At 73.1% G+C, this 16211-nt stretch carries 19 protein-coding genes; 11 read left to right on the top strand and 8 right to left on the bottom strand.

From position 1 onward, the window contains the following. Positions 1 to 24 precede the first annotated feature (24 nt). Together Phou_RS34225 and Phou_RS54695 are read right to left on the bottom strand one after the other, a co-directional pair. A complete protein-coding gene (locus tag Phou_RS34225) occupies positions 25 to 540 on the bottom strand; it encodes a SigE family RNA polymerase sigma factor (RefSeq protein ID WP_173064023.1) in 516 nt (171 codons plus the stop codon). 116 nt (positions 541 to 656) lie between these two features. Beyond that, complete coding sequence (locus tag Phou_RS54695) at positions 657 to 2279, bottom strand: M28 family peptidase (protein WP_281365113.1); 1623 nt, start codon at positions 2277 to 2279, stop codon at positions 657 to 659. Positions 2280 to 2554: 275 nt separating this feature from the next. On the opposite strand from Phou_RS54695, the gene Phou_RS34215 reads away from it, so the two are divergent. Then, positions 2555 to 2803, top strand: a complete 249-nt coding sequence (locus Phou_RS34215) for a hypothetical protein (protein ID WP_173064017.1) — start codon at positions 2555 to 2557, stop codon at positions 2801 to 2803. A 4-nt stretch (positions 2804 to 2807) separates the two neighbouring features. On the opposite strand, the gene Phou_RS34210 is transcribed toward Phou_RS34215, so the two are convergent. Continuing rightward, complete coding sequence (locus tag Phou_RS34210; RefSeq protein ID WP_173064014.1) at positions 2808 to 3533, bottom strand: class I SAM-dependent methyltransferase; 726 nt, start codon at positions 3531 to 3533, stop codon at positions 2808 to 2810. A gap of 30 nt (positions 3534 to 3563) precedes the next feature. Further along, positions 3564 to 4295, bottom strand: a complete 732-nt coding sequence (locus Phou_RS34205; RefSeq protein WP_173064011.1) for an arginase family protein — start codon at positions 4293 to 4295, stop codon at positions 3564 to 3566. Between the two features lie 53 nt (positions 4296 to 4348). Between Phou_RS34205 and Phou_RS54690 the strand changes: the two genes are divergently transcribed. The 6 genes from Phou_RS54690 to Phou_RS51480 all read left to right on the top strand — a co-directional run bounded on the left by Phou_RS54690 (position 4349) and on the right by Phou_RS51480 (position 10390). After that, positions 4349 to 5275 (top strand): alpha/beta hydrolase, encoded by a 927-nt coding sequence (locus Phou_RS54690; RefSeq protein WP_173064008.1) that lies wholly within the window; start codon positions 4349 to 4351, stop codon positions 5273 to 5275. A gap of 480 nt (positions 5276 to 5755) precedes the next feature. Continuing rightward, positions 5756 to 6994 (top strand): hypothetical protein, encoded by a 1239-nt coding sequence (locus tag Phou_RS34195; protein ID WP_173064005.1) that lies wholly within the window; start codon positions 5756 to 5758, stop codon positions 6992 to 6994. Positions 6995 to 7243: 249 nt separating this feature from the next. Then, complete coding sequence (locus Phou_RS34190) at positions 7244 to 8515, top strand: extracellular solute-binding protein (protein ID WP_218579331.1); 1272 nt, start codon at positions 7244 to 7246, stop codon at positions 8513 to 8515. Continuing rightward, entirely contained in the window at positions 8512 to 9471 is a 960-nt protein-coding gene (locus tag Phou_RS34185; protein ID WP_246274038.1) for a carbohydrate ABC transporter permease, read from the top strand. The genes Phou_RS34190 and Phou_RS34185 overlap by 4 nt, the downstream gene beginning before the upstream one ends. A gap of 2 nt (positions 9472 to 9473) precedes the next feature. Then, positions 9474 to 10211, top strand: a complete 738-nt coding sequence (locus Phou_RS34180; RefSeq protein ID WP_218579330.1) for a carbohydrate ABC transporter permease — start codon at positions 9474 to 9476, stop codon at positions 10209 to 10211. Continuing rightward, positions 10205 to 10390 (top strand): ABC transporter permease family protein, encoded by a 186-nt coding sequence (locus Phou_RS51480; RefSeq protein WP_218579329.1) that lies wholly within the window; start codon positions 10205 to 10207, stop codon positions 10388 to 10390. The genes Phou_RS34180 and Phou_RS51480 overlap by 7 nt, the downstream gene beginning before the upstream one ends. A 689-nt stretch (positions 10391 to 11079) precedes the next feature. Here Phou_RS51480 and Phou_RS34175 read toward each other — a convergent pair. Continuing rightward, positions 11080 to 11544, bottom strand: coding sequence for an MBL fold metallo-hydrolase (locus Phou_RS34175; RefSeq protein WP_246274037.1), 465 nt, complete (start codon positions 11542 to 11544; stop codon positions 11080 to 11082). Positions 11545 to 11603: 59 nt separating this feature from the next. On the opposite strand from Phou_RS34175, the gene Phou_RS34170 reads away from it, so the two are divergent. Beyond that, positions 11604 to 12335: a LysR family substrate-binding domain-containing protein gene (locus tag Phou_RS34170; RefSeq protein ID WP_246274036.1), complete on the top strand. Its 732-nt coding sequence runs from the start codon at positions 11604 to 11606 to the stop codon at positions 12333 to 12335. Next, positions 12332 to 12946: a class I SAM-dependent methyltransferase gene (locus tag Phou_RS34165; protein WP_173063999.1), complete on the top strand. Its 615-nt coding sequence runs from the start codon at positions 12332 to 12334 to the stop codon at positions 12944 to 12946. The genes Phou_RS34170 and Phou_RS34165 overlap by 4 nt, the downstream gene beginning before the upstream one ends. A 61-nt stretch (positions 12947 to 13007) precedes the next feature. Here Phou_RS34165 and Phou_RS34160 read toward each other — a convergent pair whose 3' ends face one another. Further along, entirely contained in the window at positions 13008 to 13499 is a 492-nt protein-coding gene (locus tag Phou_RS34160; protein ID WP_173063996.1) for a GNAT family N-acetyltransferase, read from the bottom strand. A 124-nt stretch (positions 13500 to 13623) separates the two neighbouring features. On the opposite strand from Phou_RS34160, the gene Phou_RS34155 reads away from it, so the two are divergent. Next, positions 13624 to 14133 (top strand): hypothetical protein, encoded by a 510-nt coding sequence (locus Phou_RS34155; RefSeq protein ID WP_173063993.1) that lies wholly within the window; start codon positions 13624 to 13626, stop codon positions 14131 to 14133. A gap of 103 nt (positions 14134 to 14236) precedes the next feature. Further along, positions 14237 to 14632: a VOC family protein gene (locus Phou_RS34150; protein WP_173063990.1), complete on the top strand. Its 396-nt coding sequence runs from the start codon at positions 14237 to 14239 to the stop codon at positions 14630 to 14632. Positions 14633 to 14707: 75 nt separating this feature from the next. Here Phou_RS34150 and Phou_RS34145 read toward each other — a convergent pair whose 3' ends face one another. Together Phou_RS34145 and Phou_RS34140 are read right to left on the bottom strand one after the other, a co-directional pair. Continuing rightward, positions 14708 to 15547, bottom strand: coding sequence for an alpha/beta fold hydrolase (locus Phou_RS34145; protein ID WP_173063987.1), 840 nt, complete (start codon positions 15545 to 15547; stop codon positions 14708 to 14710). Positions 15548 to 15566: 19 nt separating this feature from the next. Further along, a complete protein-coding gene (locus Phou_RS34140; protein WP_173063983.1) occupies positions 15567 to 16211 on the bottom strand; it encodes a FadR/GntR family transcriptional regulator in 645 nt (214 codons plus the stop codon).

Below are 16211 nucleotides of genomic sequence, written 5' to 3'. Positions count from 1 at the left end.
CGAGCCCTCCAAGCAGAACGGCGGTCATGCCAGGCCTCCCAGCAGGCTCGTGGAGGTGTTGCCGGCACCCTCCTGGCGCAGCAGCTCGCGCAGGCGGGCGATGCCCCGCGACGCCTGGCTCTTGACCGAGCCGGCCGAGCAGCCGAGCACCTGCGCGATCTCCGCCTCGCTGCGGTCCTCGAAGTAGCGCAGCACCAGGATCGCCTGGGTGCGCGGCGGGAGGCTGCGCAGCGCCCGCAGCAGCACCTGCCGGTTGTCCGCCTGGCCGTACGGGTCGGACTGGCCGCCCTCGTCGGTCGGCAGCAGGGGCACCTCGGTCCACCGGCGGCGCCGCCGCCACGAGATCGCCGTATTGATCATGACTCGACGCGTGTACACCTCGGGCGCGTCCACCCGCCGCCAGTGCCGGTGCGTCTTCTCCAGCGCCGACTGCACGAGGTCCTCGGCGAGCGCGCGGTCCCGCGTGAGCAGGTACGCGGTGCGGCTCAGCGGCTCCCACTGCCGGGTCACGAAGTCGCGGAACGTCTCGTCGTCGCTCATCCACGCTCCACCCGTCGAGGGTTTCTCATGGGGGGTAAGACGCGGCCGGCGCCGAACAGGTTGAGTGAGGGGCCGGACGCGTCGCACCCGACCCCTCACTCATTCACGATCCCGGCTCAGCCGAGCCAGGCGCCCTGCGCCTCCTGGGCGGCTCCAGCCGCCGCGGTGCGGGCCGCCGCGGCCGCCGGCGGGGTACGCGGCGGGATCGTCGACGTGTCGTACGCGAAGGTGGCCACCGCCGTCGCCACGGCGTCGGCGTTGGTGTCCAGCGCGAACGTGTTCACGTTGCCGAAGAGCCGGTACTCGCGGCGCAGCTGCCGGTAGAGCTCGGCGTCGGCGCCGTTGCGCTCGGGCGTGAGGCTGTCGCACGGCGCGTGGTAGCACGGGTCGTACTGCGCACCCGCGACACCGCCCCACAGCGCGACGTCCGCCGCCGACTTCTGCACCTCGGCGCCGGTGAACAGGCCACCCGCCGGGATGCCGACGCCGGCCGCGATGAACGGACCGTAGTCGGAGCGGCCGGTGAAGTCGGACGCGTCCGTGGCCTCACCGCGCGAGGCGAAGAACGCCTCGAAGACGTCCTCGATCTGCGCCGAACCGGGTGGTCCGGCCGGCGAGCCCTCGGCGGCCGAGTCGTCACCGTCGTACACGCCGAACGTGTAGTTGGGCGACCCGATCATGTCGAAGTTGAGGTAGAGCGCGATCTTGTCCCGCTCCGCCTGCGGCAGGTTCGCGACGTAGAACGTGGAGCCGACGAGGTTTGACTCCTCCGCGCCCCACCAGGCGAAACGCACCTTGTTCTTGGTCTTGAACTTGGCCATCTGCAGCGCCACCTCGAGGATGCCCGCGCTGCCCGTGCCGTTGTCGTTGATGCCGGCGGTGTCCGGCTCGGAGTCGAGGTGCGCGCCGACCATGACGACCTCGTTCGGGTCGCCCCACCGGGACTCGGCGATCACGTTGGACGTGTTCCGCGTCTCGGAGATCGCGTCGACCGAGATCTCCATGGTGAGCGTGCCGGCCTGGGCGGCCGCGACGAGCGCCGCGCCCGTGTCGTACGAGACCGAGACCGCCGGGATGTTGACCGGCCCGCCGAGCGTGCCGAGGAACAGCCCGTACCGGTCGGGGTTGGCCTCGGGCGTGCCGTTGCCCTGGTTGAAGATGATCGCGCCGATCGCGCCGGCGGCCTGAGCGTTTTGCACCTTGAGGCCGAACCCGCAGGTGGCGCCGGGTGCGGCACCGCGCTGCATGATCGCGATCTTTCCGGCGACCTCGGGACCGAAGTCGCTGGCCTCACACCCGGACGTGCTGGCCCGCGGTGGCGTGAGGTTGACGTCCACGGGCACCACCTGGCCGCTCGCCGTGCCGTCCGCCGAGCAGTCGAGCACGTCGTAGTCGGTCTGGTCGACGTAGGTCGTCGGCGTCGGCGCGAGCTGGCGGAACGACGAGCCGGTGTCCTCGCAGAACGTGAACGAGAACGGCTGGCGCGTCACCTTGTAGCCGGCGTGCTTGGCGAGGGCCGCGACGTAGTCGGCGCTGCGGTCGTAGCCGGGCAGGCCGGACGCGCGGTTGCCGCCGTTGAGCGAGGCGATTCCCTGGAACGCCACGAGGTGGCGGAGCACGCCCGGAAGCGTGACTTCCTTCGTGAGCTTTTTGACGGGGTTGTTACTGGAATGCGCCTGCGCCGGTGTGGCGATGGTGAAAGCACCCAGCAGCACGGCCACGGAGGCCGCGCCACACAAGCGTCTAATCGTGCGAGACACCACGGTGTGTTCTCCCTTTCCCGAACAAGGAGCGAAAGCTCCGGTATCCAGCAATCTAGATACAGCACTCTCCGTGTGGAAGAGACTACGGAGCCGATGGCCCGCCCGCTCCAGAAGCGTGGCCGGGTGGACGACCCCGATACCTCAGACCAGATGTTGATTTCGCGGACCTCGTGTGAGCGCGATACGGCACCCGCCTCACCGCCGAGCACGAACGCGACTTCGCCGCCTGGGCGGCCACGCGCCGGCGCGGCGTGCCGGAGACGAACCCGCCACCGGACGAGTCCGGGATCCAGCGGCTGAGGCGGCTCGGCCCGAGCATCCGCGACGACGCCGGCACCCGCTATGTGCTGGTCTCCAGCGGGATGGGAGGCACAGGCTCCGAATGGCGCGGCGAATGGTCGTTTCGCCCCGGTCCGCCGCCGGCCGCGCGGACCCTCCACGTCGAGGCCGCCGACAGTGCCGGCCACCACACCATGTCGATCGCCATCCCGCCGGCGTAGACGGTCAGCCCGCGCGGGAGCGGACCGCGGTGACCGCGAGGTTCCACGGCACGACGCGGCCGTCCGAGGCGTCCGGCCGCCACGGCCGCAGCCGCGTGTCCAGCTCCTCCACAGAGGACAGCCGCAGCGCGGGTGGCGCCAGGAAGGCGCCGAGAAACGTGGCGAGCGTCAGGTTGCGCGCGCCCACCCGGCTGCGGACCGGGAAGCGGCCGCTGTCGTCGCGCTGGAGGCGCTCGTCGCCGTACCCGCGCGTGACGCGCAGCTCGCCGCCCTCCCGCTCGCCGCCGCGGTCGACGAACGCGCCCACGAAAGCCGGGTGCACCCCCAGGTACACCAGCCGCCCGCCCGGACGCAGCACCCGCGCGGCCTCGGCGACCGCGGCCGGAAAGTCGTCGATGTCGGTGTGCGTGAAGGTCATCAGCACGGTGGCGGCCGACGCCGTGGCGAGCGGAAGCCGCCTGGCGTCACCGCGCAGGACGTACCGCCCCCGGGTCGTCGCCCGGCGCAGCTGGTCGGCGGAGAAGTCGACACCCACCACCGTGTACCCGCACGCGCGCACCGCCGCGAAGTGCAGGCCCGTGCCGCACCCCACGTCGACGCAGACCGGGTCGCCCGGATCGGCCGGCCCGAGCAGGCGGGCGAGCACCCCGCCCGAGCCGGCCTCCGCGCCGTAGTCGCCGAACGTCTCGTCGTACCAGTCCGCGTGACCGTCGTATCGAGCCTCACCCATGCCGACCATCACACCACCTCGCCCGCCGCGTCACAGCGCGGCGAGGAGCGCCTCCACCGTGGGGCGGGCCAGGTCCGCCGTGCCCTCGCCGGCGTGCCAGGTGCAGGCGATCGTCAGCGCCGCCACGCGCCCGGTGGCGAGCAGGCGCAGCGCCGCCTGCCGTACCGCGTCCGCGTCCGGGCCCGGCGTGACCGGGAAACGCAGGCCGGGCAGGGCGGCCGCGTCGACGACGTCCAGGTCGATGTGCAGGTAGATGGGACCGTCCACATCGGGCACCGCGGCCACCGGCACGTGCCGCACCGCGCTGCGGCCGAGAAAGTCGACCTCCGCGGGGTCCAGGTCGCGCCCGTCGACCAGGACGACCCTTTCCGCGGGTACCGGACGCAGGCCGGTGCGGCCGGCGACCGTGGGGTCGCCCTCGCCCATCAGCATCCGCAGCGGCATGCCGCCCGGGTAGCCGGAGGTGCTGCTCTCCGGCGTGTGCAGGTCACCGTGCGCGTCGAACCAGACGACCGCCGGGTCGACGCCCCGGCGCTGGAGACCCGCCACGACGCCGAGCGCCAGGGAACAGTCGCCGGTCACGACCGCGGGCGGCCCCTGCTCGGCCGCGACGGCGTCGGCGAGCGCGGCGTGCAGGCCGGCAACCCGCTGCCAGAAGCCGCCGCCGCCCGGCTCCGCGGTCACCACGCGGCCGGCCGCCACCGGAAAGTCCACATCGGACAGCCGCTCGTCCAGGTGGTGCGGCACGAGAATGGTACCCATGCGTTGATCTTATTGGGTCAGCGGCGGCCGGCATGGTGTGCTGAGATCGCGGTGTGACCGACGACCGCGCCGCGTACCGCGCCCTGGAGGACCAGATCGTCGCCCGCTACGGCGAGGCACGCTACGCGGAGGCCGCCGACCTGGCGCGGACCGCGATCCCCCACCTGCCCGCCCGCCGCTCCGACCTCGCCCACCTGGCCGCCTGCGCGCTCGCGCTCGGCGGCCGGCCGGCGGAGGCGCTGGCCGAGCTGCGCGCCGCGTACGAGGCGGGCGGCTGGTGGCACCGCCGCATCCTCACCGAGGACCCCGACCTGGCGGCGCTGGCCGCGCTGCCCGGCTTCGACGACCTGGTCGAGGACGCGCACGCCCGCGCCACCGCACCCGCCGCCGCGGGGCGCCCGCCGCTGGTGCACCGGCCCACGGGCCCGGCCCGCGGCGTGCTCGTCGCCCTGCACGGCGCCGGCGAGGACGCCGACGACGCGGTGGCCGCCTGGGGCGCCGCGGTCGACGCCGGCTTCGTGCTGCTCGCGCCGGACTCCTCGCAGCGCAACACCCCCGCGTACCGCTCCTGGCCCGACCCCACCGTCGGCCTCGCCGACATCGCCGCCGCCCTCGCCGCCCTCCCCCACGCCGACCGCGACCTGCCGCAGGTCGCGGCCGGCTTCTCCGCCGGCGCCCGCCAGGCCATCCTGTGGGCGCTGGCCGCACACCCGGGCCGCCCGCGCGCGTTCGTCGCCGTGGCACCCGCCATCACCACCGACCACCTCGACCAGGACCAGGTCACGGCCGCGGCCGCCCGCGGCCTGTCCGGCACCGCGATCGTCGGCGCGGCCGACGACGACGTCCGGGACGGCGCCCTGCCCGCACTGGAGGAGCTGCGCCGCGCCGGCGTGCGGTGCGCGATCGACGTTCCGGCCGGCCTGGGCCACACCTTCCCGCCCGACTTCCCCGCCCGCCTGTCGCGCACCCTCGCCGGGTAGCGCGGCCCCCGACGACCAAACCCAACCCGGATGCGGGCTACCGCGACGTCCGCGCCGGTCCAGACCGTCGCTCCCGCGGCCTCACCCTCCGCACCCCACCAGCTCACCCCCAACCTCCGGGGTGGGCCGCCGTCAACCGGTGAGCCCCGCCCCAGGCAGCGAGCCACGACAGCACCGGTCCGCCGGCCCTCACGCGGCCCACTCTCCGCGGCCCACCAGCTCACCCCGCGCAAGGCCGCGCCGGCGTCAGCCGCGGACGGCGCCCACCCTGGGGTCAAGGTCCTGAGCCCGCCCACCGCGAAGGGTGAGGCCGCGGGAGCAACGGTCCGGACCACGACGGGCATCGCGGTAGCTCACATCTGCCATGAATCCCGCCCACGAGCCCACCGCCGTCGCACGAAGCCCGCCCACCGCGAGCGTCCACAGCGAGCGTCCACAGCATGGCCCACCACCGCGCCGCCGGGCCGGCACAATGCGGGGATGCGGGTGAGGACGCGGACCGAGCGGGCCGTGGTCGGCGCGTTCCGGGAGGGTGCGCGGCTCGACCTGCGCGGGCGGCGCGATGCCGGCGTGCGCGGGGAGCTTCTCCGGTTTCTGCTGCTGGGCGGCGTGCCCGCCGAGGCCGGCCGGCTTCAGGTGCTCTGGCTGGTCGGCGCGCGGGTGGCCGGGCCGCTGGAGGTCGAGTACGCGGACGTCGCCGCGCCGGTCGAGCTCGAACAGTGCGTTTTTGACCGGCCGCTCAGCTTCTTCGGCTCGCACCTGCGCCGGCTCGGGCTCGAAGGGTCGCGGATGCCGGGCCTGACGATCTCCAACGCCAGGTTCGACGCGAGCGTGCGGCTCGTCGGCTGCCGTGCCGGTGAGGTGGGCGCGGGGCTCGCGGAGATCAACGGGTCGCTGCTCATGGACGGCGCGCGCGTCGCCGCGCTGGATGCCATCTCCCTGCGGGTCGGCAGCGACGTGCTCGCCGGCTCCGGGTTCGCGTGCGGGGGTGAGCTGCGGCTGGACGGCGCGGCGGTCGGTGGCGTGGTGCGCTGCGAGGGGGCCGCGATCCACGCGTTCTCGGCCCGCCACCTCATCGCGCGCGAGCTGGTCCTGCGGCCCGTGGCGCGGCCTGCCGGCGGGGTGGACCTGCGGCACGCGCGGGTCGGGGTGTTCCGCGACGATCCGGACACCTGGCCCGAGGTGCTGCGGCTGGACGGGTTCGGCTACGAGACGCTCGCCGGCGACACCGCCGACCGGCGGGAGTGGTTGCGCCGCGACGAGGGGCGGTTCCGGCCGCAGGCCTACGCGCGGCTGGCCCGGGCCTACCGCGACGCGGGCCGCGACGACGACGCACGCGCCGTGCTGCTCGCGGGCGAGCGCCACCGCCGCGAGGGGTTGCGGTGGCCGGGGCGGTGGTGGGGCCGCCTCCAGGACATCACCATCGGGTACGGGTACCGCCCGCTGCGTGCCGCCGCCTGGCTGGCCGCCCTTCTCGCGGCGGGCACGGCGGTCTTCGGCGCGCAGCGGCCGAGGGCGGCGGATCCCGCCGGCGGTCCTGAGTTCGTCGCGCCGGTGTACACACTGGACCTGATCGTGCCGGTGATCGACTTCGGTCAGCAGGCGGCGTTTCACCCGCGCGGTGCCACGGCCTGGCTCGCCTACGCGCTGATCGTCGCCGGTCTGCTGCTGGTCACGACCGTCACGGCGGCGGGTGCGCGGCGGCTGCGCCGGGAGTGAGAAACAAACCGGTTCAGCACACGCGCGGCCGCATTCCGCCTTCCGTCCACGCGGGACACCTAGGGCACCAGCCGTTATGGATCAGCAACCTTTTCCCGGGTTGACGGGGCTGTGACGCGCGCCATACGTTTCCCTTCGCGCAAATAGCTCGCAACTTTACCGAAACATCTGCATTAGTCGATTGATCCCCTGGGCACGGGAAAGGGTCGACCCTCGATGCACCGTCGCGCGAGGCTGTTCAACATAGGCATGTCACTGCTGGTCACGACGTCGCTCGTCGCTGCCGGCGGCTGCGGCACAGCGGGGCCCGGCGGGTCCCGCGACAAGATCCAGGTCTGGGCGCTGCAGGACCCGCAGAACGAGCCGGTCATCGAGGCCGGGCTCGGCCTCTTCAACCAGAGCTCGCCGGTCACGGCCGAGCTCGTCACGTACGTCAACGACGCGTACAAGCAGAAACTGCACGTGTCGATGGGGTCACCCAACGCACCCGACGTCTTCTTCAACTGGGGCGGCGGCAACCTCGCCGAGTTCGTGAATGCCAACCAGGTGGTTGACCTTTCACACGCGCTGGCCGCGCGGCCGGACGTGCGGGACGCGTTCCTGCCGAGCGTGCTCGCGGTGGGCCGGATCTCCAACGGGCAGTACGGCCTGCCGATGAACGGCATCCAGCCGGTCGTGCTCTTCTACCACAAGGGAGTCTTCGACAAGGCCGGCCTCCAGCCGCCGAAGACGTGGGCCGACCTGCTGTCCCTTGTGGAGGAGTTCAAGTCACGCAAGATCACGCCGATCGCGCTGCCCGGCTCGCAGGGCTGGACCGAGCTGATGTACCTGGAGTACCTGCTCGACCGCATCGGCGGCCCGGACCGCTTCTCCGCGATCGCCGCGCAGCGCTCCGGCGCGTGGCGCGACCCGTCCGTGCTGCGCGCGCTGCAGATGTGCCAGGAACTCGCCGAGCGAGGCGCGTTCGGCACCAACTTCGCCTCCATCAACTACGACAACACCGGCGCGTCGAAGCTGTTCGCCACCGGCAAGGCGGCGATGTTCCTGATGGGCAGCTGGGAGTACACCAGCCAGCTGAGCAACAACCCCGAGTTCGTCAAGCGGGGCGACCTGGCGTGGACCACGTTCCCCACGGTGGACGGCGGTCTCGGCGACGCCGCCAACGTGGTCGGCAACCCGGCCAACTACTTCTCCATCTCGGCGAGCAGCCCGCACGTGCGCGACGCGACCACGCTCCTGATCGAGACGCTCTCCTCCGAGGAGTACGTCGAGGACCTCGTCAACTCCGGCCAGGTGCCCGCCGTCGCGGGCGTCGAGGCGAAGCTGGCCGGCACACCGAACGCCGAGTTCGCCACGTTCACCTACGAGATGGTGGCCAAGGCGCCCAGCTTCACCCAGTCGTGGGACCAGGCGCTGAGCCCGGCGGTCGGCACCGAGATGCTCACCAACCTGCAGAAGCTCTTCCTGTCCAAGATCACGCCGGAGGAGTTCGTGACGGCCATGGAAAAGGTGTCGTCGTGAGCGACCGCGGTGTCCTGGTACCGCGCCGCCGCGAGGTGCGCACCGTCGTGCTCATCCCGGCCGCCGACCTCCGGCCGGCCCGCCGCGAGCGTCCCGGCTTCCTGTGGGCCGCGCCCGCCGCCGTCTTCTTCACCATCTTCGGCATCGTGCCGATCGCCGTCGTGCTCTACCTGAGCTTCACCACGTGGAACGGGCTGGGCACGCCCGAATGGGCCGGCTTGACCAACTGGCGGGCGCTGCCGGACGACGCGGACGCCCTCCACTCGATCCGGGTCACCGCGCAGCTCACCCTCTTCTGCTGGCTCATCCAGACGCCGCTGTCGCTGCTGCTCGGCGTGTGGGCGGCCGGCCCGCAGCGCAACCGCGCGATACTGTCCACATTGTTCTTCCTGCCGCTGCTGCTGTCCACGGCGGCGATCGCGCTGACCTGGCTGTCCCTTCTGGACCCCAACTTCGGCCTGGCCGCCAGCCTCGGCTCGTACGTGGGCGTGGCCGACGGAAACTTCCTCGGCGACGACAGCCGCGCGCTCTACGCGGTGGCCGCCGTGATCTCCTGGCAGTTCGTACCCTTCCACACGCTGCTCTACCAGGCCGCCGCCCGCCAGATCCCGGCCTCGATGTACGAGGTGGCCGAGATCGACGGCGCCCGCACCATCCGGCAGTTCATCTCCATCACGCTGCCCCAGCTGCGCAACACCATCATCGCCTCGTCGGTGCTGGTCGTGGTCGGCTCGCTCACCTACTTCGAGTCGATCCTGCTGCTCACCAACGGCGGTCCGGGCACGGCGACCCGGGTGCTGCCGCTGCACATGTACGTCAAGGGCTTCGTGGGCTTCGACATGGGGTACGCCAGCGTGCTCGCCGTCCTGCTCGTCGCGGTGGGCACCACGCTCTCCGTGCTGATCGTCCGGTCGACCGGCTACCACCGCATGAACAGCGACCGGGAAGGGATGTAGGGGTGACCATCTACACGGCCGCGCGGCACCGCGCGGCGGAGGCCCGCCCCCGCGTCAGCTACGTCCGGCCGCGACCGCCGCGCGGCGTCGGCACGGTGGGACGGCGCCGCCCGGTTAACGTGGCCGCCGGCATCGCGGCGAGCTTCTGGCTGGTCATCGTGGCCGTGCCGCTGTACTACATCGCGCTGACGAGCCTGCGCACCTCGGACTCGTACCTGACCGACGGCGCGCTGCGCCCGCCCTCCGGGCTGACGCTGGAAAACTACCGCCAGGTGATCGACCTGGGCTTCGACACCTTCATCCTGAACAGCACGATCGTCACCGCCATCACGATGGCGCTGGTGCTGGTGATGGCGCTGCCCGCCTCGTACGCGATCGTGTTCGGCGGCACCCGGGCGGTGCGGGCCACGTTCAACACGTTCCTCCTAGGACTGGCGATCCCCGCCCAGGCCGTGATCATCCCGATCTACCTGCTGATCACCCGCCTGCACCTCTACGACTCGCTCACCGCGATCATCCTGCCCACCGCGGCCTTCTCCCTGCCGATGGCGATCGTGGTACTCACCAGCACGCTGCGGGACATCCCCCGCGACCTCTTCGACGCGATGACCGTCGACGGCGCCGGCACGGTCGAGGTCTTCCGCCGCCTGGTGCTGCCCCTGTCCCGCCCGGGCCTGGTCAGCGTCGGCATCTTCAGCGGCCTGAACGCCTGGAACGGCTTCATCTTCCCCTCGTGCTGACCCAGAGCGAGGCCCGCCGGGTCATCCCGCTCGGCCTGTGGAACTTTCAAAGCCGTTTCGGAACCGACGTCCCGGGACTCCTCGCCGCGGTCGTGCTCTCGACCGTGCCGGTGCTCGCGCTGTACCTGTTCGGCCGCCGCCAGCTGCTGCGCAGCCTGTCCGCCGGCTACAGCCGCTAGGCCGCGGTCGTTGCCCGGCGCGCGTGACCGCGACCGAAGGCTCACCCCGAGGGCCCGCTCCTGATTGACGCTCACGCACCGCGGCGCCGTCGTGGAGGGCTCTACTACGTCGGTGACCATCCGTCGGACACAAGCGGCACCGCAGTCGAGATCTTGGTGAGTTAGCGCGAGATGTCGACGCTAACTCACCAAGATCTGCCGGTGCGGGCTCCTGGGTTGAGCAGGCGGCCACGGAAGGTGAGGGGGCAACCCCGGGCAACGTGGCACCTCACATCCAACTCGGGTCGGACTCCAAGAAGGCTCACCCCGACCGCGAAAGGACTCCAGGCCTTTAGGTCGAGGTGGGCGAATCCGTCTACAACCGAGCGACCCCTCTCACGGGAGTCTGTACAGATCCGCCGGAGTCGGCCGCCCGGGGAGCGACTGGGGCACCGCAGCGGCTGAACGACGGCCTATCGGTGTCAACAAAGGCCCATAGAGCAGATCGTGGTCGTTTACCGCCGGTACAGGGGCAACAAACGAGCACGAGCTCAACAGCACCCGGGGTTGAGGTGGGCGACCGCGGAGGGTGAGGCCGCGGGAGCAACGGTCCGGACCACTACGGGCATCGCGGTAGCCCGGATCTGTCTCGAATTGGCACTTCTGAAACGGCTACCACGGTCGCACGCCACCCGGACGCCGAAAGGTCTCTAAAAGCGGTACGGCGTCAGATACTCGGGCAGCAGGATCCGCGTACGCGGCGCGAAGCGGCGCACCGCGTCCACGAAGAGGTCCAGCCGCGCGCGGTCGTTCGGCGTCGTGACCGGAGGGTTGGTCAGCGCGGTCTCGAAGTTGTCCCAGTGCACCGGCACCACCGTGGCCGGCTTGTCCAATGCGGACAGCAGGCGCGGCACGTAGTCGTGCGTGACGTCGGTGGACGGCACGGCGAGCATCGCGACGTCCGGGGCGAGGCCGCCGAGGTCGCGCTCGCCGAAGTCGCTGGCGCCCATGAAGAACACGGACGGTCCACCCTGGACGGTCGGCTGGTAGGCGAGCGTGTCCCCCTCCGGCAGGTCCGCGATCGTCGCCGGCCGCGGCGGGAGCGCGGTCCGCACGCCGGGAAACGCCATCGAGTACGACGCGTTGCGGCTGTGCAGCGACGCGACGACCGCCACGGTGTACCCGCCAGCCGGGCGCGGGCTATCGTCGTGCGGGTGGATCTGGCGAGCAGCGGGTGCGGGCGCTGATGCGGATGCTCCGCGAGGGCGCGCTGGGCGTGCTGCGCGCTGGGGTACCGCCGGAGACGCCGGCCGTCACCCTCCAGACGCTGCTGCGCCGCCTCGCCGACGAGCTGCCGGGCCTCGACGTCGACCTGCAGGAGCTGACCACGGGCGAGCAGCTGCGCCTGCTCGTCGAGGCGCGCCTCGACGTCGGCCTCGTCCACCACCCGGTCGACGCCCCCGACCTGCGCTTCGGCCCGCCGGTGCGGGTACCGCTCGGCGTGCTCCTGCCCCGCGCGTCGCCGCTCGCCCGGCGCACCGGGCTGGCCTTCGCCGACCTGGCCGGCCACGACCTCGTACTGCCGCCGCGCGCCACCGCGCCCGGCTGGCACGACCACGTCCTCGACCCCTGCCGGCGGCACGGCTTCGCGCCGGCCCGGACGCGGCACGCCCGCAACGCCGAGTTCCTGCTCGGCCTGGTGCTCGCCGGCAAGGGCGTGGCGTTCGAGCCGGAGAGCGCCACCCGCCGCGAGCCGCGCGCGGTGTGGCGCCCGCTGGCCGACCCGCCGCTGGCCCGGACCACCTCGGGCGCGTGGCCGGCGCAGTCGCCGCACCCGGCCGCCGAGCGGTTCGCCGGGATCGCCGCCGGGACGATCGACCAACCCGGCCCGGCCACGGCCGTCACCGCGCCCGACTCGCCGCGACCGTGGAGCATCGTCTACGAGCCGCGGGCGGCCGCGTCGTGACCGACCCGGTGGAGATCGTCCGGCGCGGCTACGACGCCGTCTCGCACCTGTACCGGCAGGACGACGACACGCCCGCCGAGTACCGGGACTGGCTGGCCGCGCTGCGGGCCCGGCTGCCGGACCGGGCCCGCGTGCTCGACCTCGGCTGCGGCAACGGGGTCCCGGTCGCGAAGGCGCTGGCCGCCGCGGGACACGACGTCACCGGCGTCGACCTCAGCGAGGTGCAGGTCGAGCGGGCCCGCCGCCTCGTGCCAGACGCCACCTTCCGGCGGGCCGACGCCACGGAGGTCGACTTCCCGGACGGCGGCTTCGACGCGGTCGTGTGCCTGTACGCCCTCATCCACATGCCGCTGGACCGCCAACCCCCGCTGCTCGCCCGCATCGCCCGGTGGCTGCGCCCCGGCGGCTGGCTCCTCGCCACCACCGGGGCGTCCGCGTGGACCGGCGCCGAGCAGGGCTGGCTGGGCGGCGACGCGGAGATGTGGTGGAGCCACGCGGACGCCGCCACGTACCGCGCCTGGATCGCCGGCGCCGGCCTGCGCGTGGAGGCCGAGGCGTTCGTGCCCGAGGGCGGCAGCGGCCACCAGCTCTTCTGGGCCCGCCGCCCCTGACGCTCCCGCACCGACCCCGGCCCTGGCGCGGCGCCGGCCTGCGCGCCGCGACGCTCCCGCGCTACCTGGCGCCCACCCCGGCCAGGGCCGGGGTGCCGGACAGCTCGAGCACCAGGTGCGGGCGGTGCCAGGTGGCCCGGCCGGAGGGCGCGAGCATGCCGATCCGCTGCGCGCCGTTGGCGAGGTAGAACGGCTCCGCCGGCGGATGCGAGACGATGTGCACCCGGCTCGCCCCGCGCTCCTCGGCGACGGCGCGCATGTCCGCGAAGAGCACCGTGCCGATCCCCTGTCCCTGCCGGTCGTTCGCCACGAACATGAAGTCGAGCTCGGCCTCGCCGGGCCCGCCGTGGCCGGGAAAGAGCAGGCTGTAGAAGCCCCACACCCGGCCGTCGGCGCCGCGGACCACCCGCACCACGTTCGCGTGGAGGTAGGCGGCGTCGAGGCGCTGGCCCGCCACCATGACCCGGTACTCACCCGGGTAGGCCGCGGAGCCGCGGACCAGCGCGGTCAGGGCGTCAGCCTCGTCGGCCAGTGCGGGCGCGACCCGAAACATGAGAGCCTCCTCGTATACCGGTAGGGGGTATCTCGACCCATCGGGAACATTACCCCTAGGGGTATACGACACAAGACCGGAACGGCAATGGACCAGAGCGCCAGGCATCGATACATTGCCATGCATGGACCGCTTCCCCACACTCGCGCGCGCCGCCACCGTCGTGGCGGCCGCTGCCACCGCGCTCATCGCCGTCGCCGCCCCGGCGACCGCCGCCGGGCCGACCGCCGCGCAGAAGTTCTACGCGGACTCCGGCGACCGCTGCACGTACGGGCACACCGAGGGCCTGCTCACCTGGCAGGTCCTGACCCCGAGCATCTACCCCACCGTCGCCGTCGAGGGCACGCTCACCGACGAGCCGGCCCGCAACTCGCCGGTCGCCTGCACCACCGACCAGATGTACTCGGTCGCCAGCTACGTCGCCTACGCCGGCCGCACGATCGTCGACTTCGCCCAGTCGCGCGCCGACAACGGTGTCACCGCCGTGCGTGACGTGCTCGGCGAGCGAAACGCCGGCCCGGCGCCGATCGACCGGGTGGTGGTACAGGTCTGCCGCTTCCCGAGCGCGCCGGTCGGCATCTCGTACTGCGGCTCGCCGCAGACCTACACGCCACCGCGCATCGGCACCGCCTGACGGTTGACCGACGTCCCGGCTGCCCGGCCAGCGGAGAGCCGGGACGTCACCCGCGCGCGAAAGCCGGCTGCGACGACCGCGCGGACCGGCCATCATGTACGCCATGAGCAGGCTCTCCTCGATCGTCATCCACTGCCGCGACCCCTACGTGGCGGCGCCGTTCTGGTCGCTGGCGTTCGGGCTGCCGCCGGTGGCCGAAGACCGTGCCGCGCTCGCCGCCCGCACGCTCGAGCCCGGCGAGTCGGTGCTGCTGCGCGACCCGGACGGCCGCTCGCCCGACGTGTGGGTCAGCCCGACCGACGACGACATCGAGGCGCGCGGGCGCGGCCTGGTCCACATCGACCTGCGCCTGGACGACCTGGCCGAGCTGGACGCGCTCGTCGCCGCCGGCGCGCAGCGGCGGTGGGAGGTCACCGAGCCGCACCGCTGGACCGTGCTGGCCGCACCCGACGGCGTCCTCTTCTGCGCGATCCATCCCAGCCCGCCGGCCGCCTCCTAGTGCGGTGACCACTGTGGTTCGCCGGGTTCCCCGGCGAACCAGGCCCTGCCAGGCGCAGGGTTGGTGGTCACCGCACTACCGGGCGAAAGCCGCCAGCGCCGCCACCAGCCACTGTGGATCGTCCAGCCACGGGAAGTGTCCGCCGCCCGGTGCCACGACAAGCTCCGCGCGGGGCATCAGGCCGGCGAACTCGGCGGCGCGCGCGGGCGGCAGCCCCACGTCGTACTCGCCCGCCACCAGCAGCACCGGCGCGTCCAGGTCGGCGAGCGCGGCCCGCACCGTGGCCGGGTCGAACGCGCCGGCGGCGTAGTAGGCGGCCGCCGCGTCGCCGTTCGTCTGGCTGGGCCCTCGCTCGTACGCGGCCCGGCTCGCCCCGTCCCACCGTCCGTAGTGGAACGGCGCTATCGCGCCCCACTCCGCGGCCGTCGCGTGGCCGGCCCAGATCCGCTCGAAGGCGGCGAACGCCTCGGGAAACCAGTCCTCCCCGCGGCGCAGCTCGGCCACCTCGCGGCGGTCGGCATCCGTTATCACGAGGCCGGCGGGGCGGGGGCTGGGGTTCAGCAGCGCGAGGCGGCGCACCCGCCGCGGGTAGCGGGTCGCGTACAGGATCGCGAGCGTGGCGCCGGCCGAGTGTCCCAAGAGGTCGATCGACTCCAGCCCGAGGTGGGCGCGGAGCGCCTCGACGTCGCCGACCTGCCGGTCGCACCGGTATGTCGCCTGGTCGGCGGGCGCCGCGGACTCACCGGTGCCGCGCAGGTCGAGGCGGACCAGCGCGCGGTGCGCGGAGAGCCCGCCGAGGTCGTCGAGGTAGACCGAGGCCTGCATGGGGCCGCCCGGCAGGCAGACCAGCGGGTCCCCGTCCGCGGAGCGGTGGTAGGCGAGCTGCGTGCCGTCGGGCGCGGCGAAGGTGTACACCGCGAAATCCTACCCGCCGTCACCGCGCCAGGTGGACGGTCGCCCACGCCTGGGCCAGCTCGGGCCGGCGGGCCGCGATCGCCTCGGCGATCGAACGGTGGTCCTGCCGGGTGGCGGCGACCGCCTGCGGCAGCCCCGCCTCCCGCCGCAGGCGGGCCCGGGTGGTCGGGCCGGACAGCCCGTCGACGAGCGCGCGGAGCACGTCGTTTCCGGCGGCGGCCGCGACCAAACCGTGGAACTCCTGTTCGTGCGCGACCAGCTCATCCACTGTGGATCCGTCGGCCAGCGCGTCGGCCAGCGCGCGCAGCTTCGCGGTGTCGCCGTCGGTCATCCGGCCGGCGGCCAGCGCCACCGCGGTCGGCTCCAGCGCCCGCCGCAGCTCGAGCACCTGCGGCGCGGCGCCGTCCCGGTAGAAGTCGGTGACGAAGCCGAGCGTGTCGAACAGCTGCCGGGGCTGGAGGCTGCCGACGTAGATGCCGTCGCCGTGCCGCACCTCCAGCACCCGGATGAGCGCGAGGGCGCGCAGCGCCTCGCGCAGCGTGTTGCGGGACAGGCCGAGCGCCGCGGCGAGGTCGGCCGCGTTGGGCAGCCGTTCGCCGGGGCGCAGGCGCCCCGACAGGATCATCGCCTTGATCCGGTCGATCGCGTCGTCGGTCAGCGCCAT

Source organism: Phytohabitans houttuyneae, from assembly GCF_011764425.1.
Lineage (GTDB): Bacteria > Actinomycetota > Actinomycetes > Mycobacteriales > Micromonosporaceae > Phytohabitans > Phytohabitans houttuyneae.
This window is presented reverse-complemented; position numbering and strand designations above follow the sequence as displayed.

Excerpts from the sequence above, each read along its gene's own strand:
- Phou_RS34150 (WP_173063990.1), top strand. The coding sequence starts at position 14,237 with ATGAGCAGGCTCTCCTCGATCGTCATCCACTGCCGCGACCCCTACGTG.
- Phou_RS34140 (WP_173063983.1), bottom strand. The coding sequence starts at position 16,211 with ATGGCGCTGACCGACGACGCGATCGACCGGATCAAGGCGATGATCCTG.
- Phou_RS34155 (WP_173063993.1), top strand. The coding sequence starts at position 13,624 with ATGGACCGCTTCCCCACACTCGCGCGCGCCGCCACCGTCGTGGCGGCC.
- Phou_RS34205 (WP_173064011.1), bottom strand. The coding sequence starts at position 4,295 with ATGGGTACCATTCTCGTGCCGCACCACCTGGACGAGCGGCTGTCCGAT.
- Phou_RS34160 (WP_173063996.1), bottom strand. The coding sequence starts at position 13,499 with ATGTTTCGGGTCGCGCCCGCACTGGCCGACGAGGCTGACGCCCTGACC.
- Phou_RS34190 (WP_218579331.1), top strand. The coding sequence starts at position 7,244 with ATGTCACTGCTGGTCACGACGTCGCTCGTCGCTGCCGGCGGCTGCGGC.
- Phou_RS34225 (WP_173064023.1), bottom strand. The coding sequence starts at position 540 with ATGAGCGACGACGAGACGTTCCGCGACTTCGTGACCCGGCAGTGGGAG.
- Phou_RS34210 (WP_173064014.1), bottom strand. The coding sequence starts at position 3,533 with ATGGGTGAGGCTCGATACGACGGTCACGCGGACTGGTACGACGAGACG.
- Phou_RS34195 (WP_173064005.1), top strand. The coding sequence starts at position 5,756 with ATGCGGGTGAGGACGCGGACCGAGCGGGCCGTGGTCGGCGCGTTCCGG.